We start from the raw sequence: 12,374 nt of genomic DNA on the forward strand, positions 1-12,374 counted from the left end.
CTATGGTTAACCTTAAACCATCAGAACTAGAATTAAAACAAGAAGTTGATAATCTGCGTTACCAATTATCAATTGCTGAGGAAACATTACGCGCCATTGGCAATGGAGAAGTGGATGCCTTAGTGATTGCGGGATCACAGGGAGAGCAAGTTTATACCCTGCAAGGGGCGGATTCTTCCTATCGACTTTTAGTCGAAGAAATGAAAGAAGGCGCGGCAACGATTACTACCGATAGTACGTTATTGCTTTATTGTAATAAACGACTCGCTGCTTTAGTCAAAACCCCGTTAAAAAAATTAATTGGTAGCGATTTTAAACAATTTATTTCCCCTTCTGACATCATGTTATTTGAGGCTTTATGTCAGAAGGCGAGTTTGGGTTCTGGGAAAGGAGAATTAATCTTAATTGCTGCGGATGGAACTGAGGTTCCGGTTTATCTGTCCATTAGTATCTTAAATCAAAAAGGGGTTGAAGTTGGATGTTTAATTGTTACGGATTTATCAGAACAAAAACGAGATGAAGAGTTGATTGCTCAAGAACGGTTAACTAGGCTACTGTTAGAACAAGCGGCAGAGTCTATTATTGTTTGTGATCATCAAGGAAAAATTATTCGAGCCAGCGAGGAAGCCCACAAAATTTTAGGTAAAAATTTACTGCTTTCTAATTTCGATGACATGATTAAACTTGAACTCTTCCCCAACTCTAATGGCGGTCAGTCTGGCTTGGGAACAGAGAACAATTCAATGTTTTCAATCGCCTCCGTTATTAATGGGAATCTCTATAAAGGTCAAGAAGTATTATTTCTGCGAGATGATGGCAAAACCTTCAACTTTCTTATGAGTGCTAGTCCCCTTTCAATTCCCCATAATTCTCTCAAAGGCTGTGTGGTGATTCTAACCAATATTACGGAGCGAAAATGGGCAGAAGAAGCACTAAAAAAAATTAATGAAGACCTGGAAATCAAAGTTTCTGAACGTACCGCCGAGTTGGAATCTTTAAATCATCGGTTAAAACAAGAACTATTAGAACAAGCCCGAACTCAACAAATTTTACAAGATCAGACTCAACTTTTAGATTTAGCCAATGATGGAATTGTTGCCGTTGATTTGAATAATAATATTACCTATTGGAGCCAAGGGGCTGAAAAACTTTATGGATATTCTAAATTAGAAGCATTAGGAAAAAATTTAGTTAAAATCTTAAACACTCAATTTCCTAAATCCCTTGATAAAATTCACCAAGAAGTGTTTGAGCAAGGAAAATGGGAAGGAGAATTAATTCAAACAAACCGTCAAGGAAATATTGTGGTTATTCATAGTAGTTGGTCGCTCAAAAAAGATGGGGACGGAAATCCGATTGCGATTCTAAAAATTAATCGAGATATTACCAAGGCAAAACAAGCTGAACAAGCGATTATCGATTCCGGTTTGCGCTTGGCTGGCATTTTAGATATGGCTCAAGATGCCATTATTTCTATTAATGAAGAGCAACAAATTACGTTATTTAATCAAGGGGCTGAAAAAATATTTGGTTATACGGCAAATGAAGTGTTAAAACAGCCCTTTTGTCTTTTAATTTCTAAAACTTTTATTGAAAGAAATGATCAATCTCACTTAGAATTATTATCTTCAAATTGTTGTTTATTTAAAAATATTAAAGATTATAGTGAAGTCATCGGTCGTCGCAAAGATGGTAATGAATTTCCGGCTGAGGTTTCTATTTCTGAGTTGTTTTTAGATCAAGGTAAAATTTTAACGGTTTTTATGCGGGATATTAGCGATCGTAAACAAGTAGAATTAGCGATTCAAAAATCTCAAGAAAACCTGGAAATTAAAGTTCAGGAAAGAACCCTGCAATTGGCAACTTCCAATGATGAATTAATTCGAGAAATTGCGGAACGGAAACTCTTAGAAAATCAATTACATCAAATTAATGAAGAATTAGAAGAACGAGTAGAACAGCGAACCCAAGAATTAGAAAAAGCCATTAACGACCTGCAAGAAGAAGCCCTTGAACGACAAAAAGCCACCGTCGCTCTTCAGGAGTCAGAAGCGCGGTTTAGAGCCGCAATTGATGGCAGTTTAGATGCGTTTTTTCTATTACAAAATTGTCGAGATGAATCTGGAAAATCAATGGATTTTATCTTGGTTGATATGAATTCTAAAGCGGAAGAAATGATTTCCCAAAATAAAGAAAGTTTACTCGGAAAAGGACTTTATGATATTTTTCCTTGGGGACAATGGGGATATTTTGATAAATATCTGCGGGGGTTCAAAACCCATAAAGGATTTGAGGAAGAATTAGCAGTTTCTGACCCGAATGTTAAAGCCAAATGGGTACAGTTGCAAGTAGTTCCCCTTTTCGATGGTTTAGCGGTAACTTGTCGTGATATTACAGAGCGTAAGCAAACCCAAGAAGCGGCTCAACAAGCCAATGAAAAACTTACCCGTTGGGTGAATGATTTGAAACAACGAAATCGTGAAACCGTGCTACTCGGTCAAATGAGTGAGTTCTTACAAGCGTGTAATTCAACCGAAGAAGCGTATCAAGTCATTAATGAATTACTCAAGCCTTTTTTCCCCCATCTTTCGGGGAGTTTATTTGTGACTAAAAATTCTAAAAATTTAGTGGAAATGGTTGCTAGTTGGGGAAATTTAGAGGCGGTGAGTGAGAGTGTTTTTAGCCCTCAAGATTGCTGGGCATTGCGTCGAGGAAGATCTCATTTTGTAGGTTCTCCTAAGAGCCATTTATTATGTAAACATATCTATAAAAAATTACATCGGAGTCAACTCAAATTAATCAATTCTAGTGAAATTGGCCGACCAGTGACAACGGCAATAGAGTCATCTGGGGTTCCTTTACCTGCGGTTGAACATCTTTGTATTCCCATGACCGCCCAAGGAGATGCCTTGGGGTTATTATGTTTGGCTTCTCAGGAACCTGGACAACTTTCTGAAGACCAACAACGGTTAGCTATAGCTGTTGCGGAACATATTGCTTTAGCGTTAGCCAATTTAAAACTACGAGAAGCCTTAGAATATCAAAGTATTCGAGATAGTTTGACGGGGTTATATAATCGTCGTTATTTAGAAGAATCTTTAGAACGAGAAATTAGCCGCGCCCAACGCCAGAAATTTTGTGTAGGGGTGATGATGATTGATATTGATCACTTTAAACATTATAATGATAACTATGGTCATGATGCAGGAGATATTGTCTTACAAAAACTGGGTGCTTTTTTACAACAACATATCCGGGGGTCAGATATTGCTTGCCGTTATGGGGGAGAGGAATTTACCCTGATTTTACCTGAAGTTTCTCTGGAAATTCTTGAGGAAAGGGCAGAAACAATCCGCATTGAAGTTCAAAATCTCAAGCTACAACATCACTATCAAGATTTAGGTCAGATTACCTTATCTTTAGGGCTTGCCATCTTCCCAGCCCAAGGTGTAACCGGAGAGTCCATTTTACGGGCGGCGGATGCTGCGTTGTACCAAGCTAAACAACAGGGACGAAATCAGGTGTGTCTTTTTAGCAAAACCTGTGATCATCTCGCGTGAATTTGATTTATTTTTTATTCAAAATGTATAGATTTATTACAGTTTTCCGAATTTGCCAAATCTTCAAAAGTTCTTCAAATTTGTTTTTTATTGTCAAATCATTATTTTAATCCTGTTTTAAAACTTACCTCCCAGGCGGGTAATTGATCCCTTATCCCTTTTCATGAGGTTTAACAAACGTTTATGCCAAACTGTCCCTGTTGTACTCATCCGATGCTGCGACACTTTCATCGAGGTCATCTGTTTTGGCGGTGTCGCCACTGTTGGCAAGAAATGCCCGATTTAACTGCGGCTCAAGCCTCGATTCTGAAGTATACCGCATCTCTTGAAAAAACAGTTAAAAAATTAGCAGTAGTCTAAGTGGAATGGTAAAATAGCATCCTAAGTCTGAACTAAATGATGTAGAATTAATAGTCTTGTTTTTGAGTTATTTGTTATTTTAATATAGCAAATGTTGAGACTAGAATCATCAAGGTTAAGGATGCAGCCATTTAATTTTATTCTGGTTCCTCAAGGTCAAGAATATCAAGCAGTTATGCGAGGATTACAGAAGATTGAATCCTCGTTTATGCAAGTGATTCCGATTCCCATTGGCTCTCAATCTTTAACGGTTTATTTACAAGAATGGCTAACATCAGATGCAGTTAAAAGTCAGTCCTCAATACAAGTTTTAGTTTTAGGATTGTGTGGAAGTTTATCCCCTAATCTACACATCGGAGATATTGTTATTTATAAAAACTGTTTACCTTTAATTTCTCCAGGAGCAATTCAACATTGTTGTGATATTGACTTAACTTTGGCGTTACACCAGCACTTCATTCCTGCTCATTTAGTGTGTGGATTAACTAGCAAACAGGTAATTACGACCGCCGTTGAAAAACAAAAATTAGGTCAACGGTATCCTGTTGAAGTCGTGGATATGGAAGGCACAATTATATTAGAATTGTTAACAAAAGTAGGAATTAAAGTGGCAATGGTGCGGGTAATTAGTGATGATTTCTATCAAAATTTACCCGACTTAACGACTGTAATTGATCCCAACGGACAATTAAAAAAATTACCCTTACTGAAGGTCATGCTACAACATCCGATTCAGGCATTACAACTGATTCGTAGTGGGTTAAAAAGTCTTAAGATTTTACAACAAGTGACTCAAAAATTGGGGAGATTAACCATGGTTTAAAAAAGTTCACCCTTCACCCTCAGCCTTCATTTCTTGAACTAACACAAACGGTTGCACAATTAATGCTTGAAATCTTTTCTTCGGCTGATCATTCCATTCAGAAATCCGCTCTGGAGAGGGTTTAGAAATCAGTTGTTCACTAATCCAATGTTGTACCGAAGCCGTATTATCCAAAGCGATCGCTTCTCCCACTGCTAATAAATCGAGTTGGGGTTCTACAACAATCACAACTTCTCGTTCCACATGGGGAGTTAACCAATCCCATTCTGCTTCATCCAGATTTTCGGTTAATTGCTCTCTTAAAGATTCAGTTTCCATAAAAAATTGACGAATTACGAATTACGAATTACTGATAACTGATAACTGATAACTGATTAACGTCCTAAATCATGCAGTGCATTAATTTCATCAGCACATTTCTGAGTTAGGGTTAATAATTCGTCCCGATCCGTAGAATCAGGGGGAGGGATTAAATGGCCGACTCGAACGGTTACGGGGGTAGGTCGAGGCAGATAGGAACCTTTATTGACAATGGCGTGAGTTCCCCATAAACACACCGGTAATAAAGGCACTTTCGCTTTAGCCGCAATTAACGCCGCCCCTAATTTAGGCTCTGTAATCCGACCATCCAGGGTACGAGTTCCTTGTAAAAAAACTCCTGTAGCCCAACCATTCTCTAACTGTTTTAAGGCGGCACGAATGGCGCTGCGATCAGGTGAACCCCGTTTAACCGGATAGGCCCCATAGAGGGAAATGGCTTGTTTCAAAACGGGAACTTCAAATAATTCCTCCTTTGCCATATAGGAAACGGGACGCCCCATGCAGCTAGAAAGTAGAGGAGGGTCAAAATCACTGGCATGGTTACTGACCACCACTAATGGCCCTGCTAGGGGAACCCGATCTGCATCATAAATCCGACCTTGAAAATAGAGATGCAGCATCGGGCTGACCACTGACCACTTAAACAAGTGATATAAAATCAAACTGGACAGGGGTTCACGGCTTCTCACAACAGATGCAAATTCTTGATTCACGCGATTGTTTGAATAGTTCGGGAAAAGGTTAGTTTTTCTGACCTTTGGATGCTTGGACGGTCGCTAAGACTTTTTCCATTTCGGATAATTCCACTGCGCCGGAGAAGGTTTCACCATTCATGATAAAGAAAGGGGTTCCCGAAATCCCCAAACTTTCTGCTAATTGGATATCTTTTTGAAGGGCGGCTTGGGCTTGTGGGCTTTGGCGATCGCGGTTGAATTGATCAAGATTCAGGTTTAACTGTTTGGCGATCGCCACATACAATTCTTCTCCTAATTGATCTTGCTGAGTAAACAAGGCATTTTGGTATTCCCAGAATTTTCCTTGTTGTTGAGCCGCCCAGGATGCTTTCGCCGCGTTTAAGGCTTGAGGATGAATCTGAGTTAAGGGAAAATGCTTGTAAACCAGTGTCACCTGATCTTGGTGAGCCTTCATGAACTGCTGGATGGTTTGGTGAGCGCGGGCACAGAAGGGACATTGAAAGTCTGAAAACTCCACCAGAACAATATCTTGAGTTGACGCACCTGTGGCGGGAGAGCTTCCAATAATAGCTTTAGGATTCGTTTTCATCTGGTCGAGGAACGCTTGTCGCGCCTGTTGCAGTTGGCCGTCCTGTTGTTGTTGATACGCTTGAACCGACTCTAAAATAACTTCTGGATGCGCTCGAATCACTTGCAGGATTTGTTTTTCCAGTTCTGGGTTCACTTTCACCGTTTGATCCGACTGGGCGGGTTGTGAACAACTCGTCAAGGCGATCGTAATCATCAAGACCGTGCTGATCCATAACCGTGACCACCGATAAACTTGTTGTTTCATAGCCATTACCCAATCGATTCTTTTTTATACTAACAGTCAACTGTCCACCGTTAACGGTCAATCCTTACTGGAAATATAGCCTAACTCGGCTAATTTTTGCATAACTTTAGCAATACTTTCGGCTAAATCTTCTTGATCAGTATGACATTCAATTTCTGGGTTTGTTGGAGCTTCATAAGGATCATCAATTCCTGTAAACCCTTTAATTTCCCCGGCTCTTGCTTTTTTATACAACCCTTTGACATCTCGATCTTCACAAACCGTTAAGGGTGCATTAACATAGACTTCTACAAAATCACCGATTTTTTCGCGGACTTCTTCGCGAATTTCTCGATAGGGAGAGATAGCTGAAACCAGGACAATCACCCCATTTCGGGTTAATAGATGGGCAACAAAGCCGATCCGACGGATATTTTCATCTCGATCTGCTTTACTAAATCCTAAACCTTTGGTGAGGTTTTCCCGAACAATATCTCCATCTAATATTTCGAGTTTACATTGCTTCTGTTGAAGGATCTCAGCGACCGCTCGGCTAATGGTGGTTTTTCCGGCACCACTCAGACCTGTAAACCATACCGTCACACCTCGATGCTGCATTAACGATTTTTCTCCTGTTGTACTGATTAAGCTAGATCTCTCATTTATTATGGTAAGTGAAGATTGGATCATCAGTCAACTCAAGCTTGATCTCCGTCCCGAATTTATCTTTGAAGATTGCTTTGATTTCTTTTTAATTTTCCTTGACTTTTTAACAATAATTTGTATTGTGTTGAACGGATATTTGCTGTTAAAGGTAACAAAATGAAAAAAAGGATCAAATTTTACAGAATTTTCTCGGTTAATATCCTGAAATTAAATCGAATCACAATAACGGCTCTTAATTCATTCAACAACAGGATGATGGCAACCAAACCTTTTAAATTTTTGTTATTTTTGTTTTTGCTGACTGGAATAATCTGGGGCATTGTTATGGGACAGCCTTCGCAGATTTTAGCCCAGGAAAATCCCTCTGGGACAACAAAAACCTTAGTGATGGCAACCTCCCCAGATTATCCCCCCTATGAGTTTAAAGATACGGCTACCAGTGGAGAAAAAATTGTTGGCTTTGATGTGGATATTGCGGAATATATTACCAAGCAATTGGGCTATAATCTGACCGTTGTGGGGATGGATTTTAACGGATTAATTCCGGCTTTAACTGCTAAACGAGCGGATTTTGTCATGGCGGGAATGACACCGACTCCTGATCGTAAAAAAAATGTAGAATTTTCCGATATTTATTTTGAAGCTAAAAATACGATTGTTAGTTTGCAAGATAAAAATTATACAAATCCTGAACAATTAAACGGAAAAAAAGTCGGGGTACAACTCGGTTCAATTCAACAGGAAGCGGTTAAAAATTGGCAAGGAGTCATTGCAGTTCCCTTGAATAAAACCAGTGATATTATTCAGGAATTAAACTCAAAACGCCTGGATGCTGGAGTTTTAGAAAATACGATTGTTAAAGGGTATATTGCAGCAAATCCAGGGTTAGTTTATCACGAAGTTCCGAATACAGAAGAAGCTGGATCAGCGATCGCTTTTCCGAAAGGATCACCCTTAGTTCAACCCTTTAACCAAGTGATTCAACAAATGAAAGCCAGTGGTAAAATAGACGAACTGGCAAAACAATGGTTTGATCGCCCAGTGGTAGTTGCTGAAACCTCTGAAATTCCTCATGGGACGGGATTAAAACTCGATTTTAATAAAATTGCTCCCAATATTCCTTATATTTTAGCAGGGATTTTTATTACCTTACAATTTAGTTTAGTCTCTGCTTTTTTTGGGTTTCTGTGGGGAACAATACTCGCTTTATTTAAGATTTCAACAATTAAACCCTTGAATATCTTTTCTCAAGGTTATACCTCTATTTTTCGAGGAACACCCCTACTTGTTCAATTAACCTTAATTTATTTTGCCACTCCCCAACTTACCGGATATGATATTACAGCTTTTCAAGCGGGGATATTAACCTTTTCTCTGAATTCAGGGGCCTATATTTCCGAAACTATTCGGGCGGGAATTCAAGCCGTTGATAAAGGACAAAAAGAAGCTTGTGAAGCCTTGGGAGTCAACTATCAACTAATGATGTTAGATATTATTTTACCTCAAGCCTTAAAAAATATTCTTCCGGCTTTGGTTAATGAAAGTATTAACCTGTTAAAAGATTCAACGTTAGTTTCAGTCATTGGCGTTGAAGATCTGTTACGCCGCGCTCAAATTGTTGGGGCCGAAAAGTATATTTACTTTGAACCTTTAATTTTCGTGGCGGTGATTTACTATCTGATGATTATTACCTTAACCTGGGGAGCGAATAAACTTGAATACCAACTCAAACGTAGCAGTTAATACGGCGGTTAAAATTGATCGTTTGTATAAATCTTTTGGAGATTTAAAAGTATTAAGAGGGATTTCAACGGAAATTCAAAAAGGACAAGTAGTTTCTATTATTGGGCCGTCGGGTTGCGGAAAATCTACATTTTTACGCTGTTTAAATCTTCTGGAAACACCCACATCGGGGCATATTTTTATTGATGGGATAGAAATTACTGATCCCAAAGCTGAAATTTTAAAAGTTCGTCAGCGAGTGGGAATGGTGTTTCAACACTTTAATTTATTTCCCCATTTAACAGTTTTGCAAAATGTCATCTATGCACCTATGAAAGTTAAGAAACTGTCTGAACCTGTGGCGAAACAATTGGGGATCGAGTTATTACAAAAAGTCGGACTATCTGATAAAACCGATGTTTATCCCTCTCGACTTTCAGGGGGACAAAAACAACGAGTTGCGATCGCCCGGACTATGGCGATGGAACCGGATATTTTATTAATGGATGAACCCACCTCCGCCCTTGATCCTGAAATGGTGAAAGAGGTTTTAGATGTTATGAAAGGGTTGGCTGAAACGGGAATTACAATGGCAATTGTTACCCATGAAATGGCATTTGCAAAAGAAGTCTCTGACCGAGTTTTATTCCTCGATAGTGGCTTACTCGCAGAAGATGCTCCCCCAGAACAATTCTTTAAAAATCCTGACTGTGAACGGGCGAAGCAATTCTTAGAAAAAATGCTTTAAACTGAACAGGGAAAAGAAAAATGCTTACTGTTCCCTGTTCCCTATTCCCTATTCCCTATTCCTTGTTCCCTGTTCCCTGTTCCCTGTTCTCTATCAACATTTGTTGACCCAAATTGGCAAAATGTGTGTAATATTAACTAATGTTACATGGGTTTCTGTTGTCGGTGAATTCTGATTCCTCATGAAACTGAATCATCTCAGTTTGAATGATAATCTGTATCACGGATAACAGAATTTTTCTCTAAACTAGATACTGCTGTTAATGAGGTACAGAACGATGGCAAATTCAACCCTTCAAGATAATACCGCTTTCGCTTCAAATCAGTGGGGTGAAGATTCTCAAATCTGGCAAAATCTGAAAACAGCGATCGCATCTAGTTCTGGTTTTCAACGCTGGGAATTGGAACGCAATTTAAACCTAATTGAACCAACAACCAATTTAGATCAATTAGTGAGTTTGTACTTACGGGAAACCTTAGAAACTTTAGCGTATTAGACCGTTTGATCTTAACCCAACGTAGAGACGCGCCATGGCGCGTCTCTACGGGATAGGGATGGGTAGCAAATATTGAAGGATGAAATATTAACTTTTAGATAAGCGTAAAACCGTTTCTGCTTTTAATAATTGATGAGCTTCGGCTAACAGATCAGGGATTTGATTCGCGTGGGGACTGTTAACTAAACATTGACTTAAATCTAACTGTTCGACCCCTTCAGCCGTTTTTCCGGGGAACCAATGATCGCCATTTCCTAATAAATTATAGCGCATTTTAGCATAGTCAATCATATCATAGGCGATCGCTAAATTTCTTAACCACAAAATCACCGGAATATTAATATTATTCGGGGTTTGTTCCTGACGAGGTAAACCAATATTCCAGGTTTTCGCCCAGGCTTCCCCAAAACAATTAATTAATTCCTGTTCTAAACGTTGCAAAATAGAAGGTAAAATTTCATCCCAGCGATCTAACAAGGGAAGGGTTTTTAAATGTTCATCAAAATCCGTTGGTTTAGAAGCACCAATACTTAAGGTATGAACTTGAGGATGACTTAAACAAAATAAATTATTAAATACCATTGGACTCAGGGGACTACATAACTGCATTAACTTTTCCGGGGGGTTATAAAGTTGACCGCCTTGATCGGACGGACTAATAATAAAAACCCCCATATCGTGGCGAGTTGCGGCTTCAATAGCCGGCCAATTATTTTGATTAATATAATACCAATGTAAATTTACATAATCAAATTCATTGGTTTCAATAGCTTGAATAATAGCGTCTGTCGGGCCATGAGTTGAAAAGCCAATAAACCTAACTTTTCCCTGGGTTTGTAATTGTTTGGCGACGGCTAAACACCCACCGGGTTTAATTGTATCTTCTAAAATTTCACAGGTATTAATTCCATGAATTCCGAGTAAATCAACATGATCTAATTGTAAATAAGCTAAAGATTGCTCAAAATCTTGTTTAAATTTTAAAGGATCAGGGTTAGGAGAAACTTTTGTTTGTACAATTAATCGTTCTCTCGGAAGTTTAGGTAAAATTTTACCTAACTGCATTTCTGAAGTCCCATAAGCCCTCGCTGTTTCAATATGATTAATCCCCAATTCTAAGGAACGATAAATACAAGCTTCCAGTTGTTTTTGATTAGCTTCTGGAATTTGATCAAAGGGGGCATCTTCCCATTGATGTTGATATCTCATTCCTCCACAGGAAAACACAGGCATCGGTAATTCTGTTCGTCCAAATCGTCTGTAATACATCATAAAAACCTCAAGATTAAAAATTCAGAAAGCGATTTTTTCAGGCTTCACTTACTATGTAGCACATCCCCTGGTAGAACTAGGGAACCAGGGTTTATGCTATAATTTAAGATTAGGAAATTTCCCGAACTTTAGCTTCTCCGTTGATGACTTCACCCACCAGAATTACATCCGCAACTCCCACAAATAAACCATTTTCTAACACCCCAGGAATATTGTTAATTTCTTTTTCTAATTCGGCTGGATTTTCAATGGCATCAAATTTGACATCAATGACTAAATTTCCTTGATCTGTGACCACTGGCCCTGCTTTTTTTACCCCCATTCTCAAGGTAGGTTTTCCTCCTAATTTTTCCAGGGTTTTCATCACCGGAGTCATGGCTAATGGCATGACTTCAACAGGTAATAAAAACGTTGATCCGAGTTCATCAACTAATTTAGAACTATCGACTACCACAATAAAAACTTCCGCCAAACTATCGACAATTTTCTCACGGGTATGGGCGGCACCTCCGCCTTTAATTAAATTTTTGTGCGGATCAACTTCATCGGCCCCATCAATGGCAACATCGATCCGATCAACTTCATCTAATGTTGTTAACGGGATACCATATTCTTTGGCTAATACTGTTGCTTGAAAGGAGGTAGGAATGCCTTTAATATCTTTGAGTTCTCCACTTTTGAGGCGTTCTCCAATATACTGAATGGCATAGGCCGTTGTCGAACCTGTTCCGAGTCCGACGATGGTTCCCGATTTCACTCGATCTGCGGCTGCTTTCCCAACGTACTGTTTCATCAATGTTACGGGATCTTGTTCACTCATTCTAATTTATCCTCAATAAAGGGCTGTTTTGGACAAAGAGCAATTGCAGATTTTACTCCCCGTGATCAGTCTACCGA

The 12,374-nt window shown here is 39.0% G+C and carries 12 protein-coding genes; 6 read left to right on the forward strand and 6 right to left on the reverse strand.

The genetic code is table 11. The features are described 5' to 3' along the window. Window positions 1-2 precede the first annotated feature (2 nt). The 3 genes from H6G57_RS19335 (at window position 3) to H6G57_RS19345 (ending at window position 4,743) form a co-directional block, all read left to right on the forward strand. On the forward strand, window positions 3-3,560 hold the full coding sequence (locus H6G57_RS19335) for a PAS domain S-box protein (RefSeq protein WP_190521444.1): 3,558 nt from the start codon (window positions 3-5) through the stop codon (window positions 3,558-3,560). 183 nt (window positions 3,561-3,743) lie between these two features. Beyond that, window positions 3,744-3,920, forward strand: a complete 177-nt coding sequence (locus H6G57_RS19340; RefSeq protein WP_190521447.1) for a hypothetical protein — start codon at window positions 3,744-3,746, stop codon at window positions 3,918-3,920. Between the two features lie 121 nt (window positions 3,921-4,041). Continuing rightward, complete coding sequence (locus H6G57_RS19345; RefSeq protein WP_190521448.1) at window positions 4,042-4,743, forward strand: phosphorylase; 702 nt, start codon at window positions 4,042-4,044, stop codon at window positions 4,741-4,743. A 6-nt stretch (window positions 4,744-4,749) separates the two neighbouring features. On the opposite strand, the gene H6G57_RS19350 is transcribed toward H6G57_RS19345, so the two are convergent. From H6G57_RS19350 to cysC, 4 genes are read right to left on the reverse strand one after another with little or no spacing between them, the layout of a single operon-like run. After that, window positions 4,750-5,061 (reverse strand): DUF2288 domain-containing protein, encoded by a 312-nt coding sequence (locus H6G57_RS19350; protein ID WP_190521450.1) that lies wholly within the window; start codon window positions 5,059-5,061, stop codon window positions 4,750-4,752. 56 nt (window positions 5,062-5,117) lie between these two features. Next, entirely contained in the window at window positions 5,118-5,777 is a 660-nt protein-coding gene (locus H6G57_RS19355; RefSeq protein WP_309235972.1) for a lysophospholipid acyltransferase family protein, read from the reverse strand. A 28-nt stretch (window positions 5,778-5,805) separates the two neighbouring features. After that, window positions 5,806-6,594: a DsbA family protein gene (locus tag H6G57_RS19360; RefSeq protein ID WP_190521490.1), complete on the reverse strand. Its 789-nt coding sequence runs from the start codon at window positions 6,592-6,594 to the stop codon at window positions 5,806-5,808. A 57-nt stretch (window positions 6,595-6,651) separates the two neighbouring features. Next, window positions 6,652-7,263 (reverse strand): adenylyl-sulfate kinase, encoded by a 612-nt coding sequence (gene cysC / locus H6G57_RS19365; protein ID WP_190521453.1) that lies wholly within the window; start codon window positions 7,261-7,263, stop codon window positions 6,652-6,654. A 300-nt stretch (window positions 7,264-7,563) separates the two neighbouring features. Between cysC and H6G57_RS19370 the strand changes: the two genes are divergently transcribed. The 3 genes from H6G57_RS19370 to H6G57_RS19380 all read left to right on the forward strand — a co-directional run bounded on the left by H6G57_RS19370 (window position 7,564) and on the right by H6G57_RS19380 (window position 10,205). Continuing rightward, on the forward strand, window positions 7,564-8,982 hold the full coding sequence (locus H6G57_RS19370; RefSeq protein WP_190521454.1) for an ABC transporter substrate-binding protein/permease: 1,419 nt from the start codon (window positions 7,564-7,566) through the stop codon (window positions 8,980-8,982). Further along, complete coding sequence (locus H6G57_RS19375; protein ID WP_199314374.1) at window positions 8,954-9,709, forward strand: amino acid ABC transporter ATP-binding protein; 756 nt, start codon at window positions 8,954-8,956, stop codon at window positions 9,707-9,709. The genes H6G57_RS19370 and H6G57_RS19375 overlap by 29 nt, the downstream gene beginning before the upstream one ends. A gap of 277 nt (window positions 9,710-9,986) precedes the next feature. Next, the gene (locus H6G57_RS19380; RefSeq protein ID WP_072721511.1) at window positions 9,987-10,205 is read left to right on the forward strand and encodes a hypothetical protein; all 219 of its coding nucleotides are present in this window, start codon (window positions 9,987-9,989) and stop codon (window positions 10,203-10,205) included. A gap of 87 nt (window positions 10,206-10,292) precedes the next feature. Here H6G57_RS19380 and H6G57_RS19385 read toward each other — a convergent pair whose 3' ends face one another. Both H6G57_RS19385 and rpiA read right to left on the reverse strand, forming a co-directional pair. Beyond that, window positions 10,293-11,474 (reverse strand): aldo/keto reductase, encoded by a 1,182-nt coding sequence (locus H6G57_RS19385; RefSeq protein ID WP_190521493.1) that lies wholly within the window; start codon window positions 11,472-11,474, stop codon window positions 10,293-10,295. Between the two features lie 112 nt (window positions 11,475-11,586). Continuing rightward, complete coding sequence (gene rpiA / locus H6G57_RS19390; RefSeq protein ID WP_190521456.1) at window positions 11,587-12,297, reverse strand: ribose-5-phosphate isomerase RpiA; 711 nt, start codon at window positions 12,295-12,297, stop codon at window positions 11,587-11,589. Between the last annotated feature and the right edge of the window lie 77 nt (window positions 12,298-12,374).

The organism is Planktothrix sp. FACHB-1365 (assembly GCF_014697575.1).
In the GTDB taxonomy this organism is placed as follows: Bacteria; Cyanobacteriota; Cyanobacteriia; order Cyanobacteriales; family Microcoleaceae; genus Planktothrix.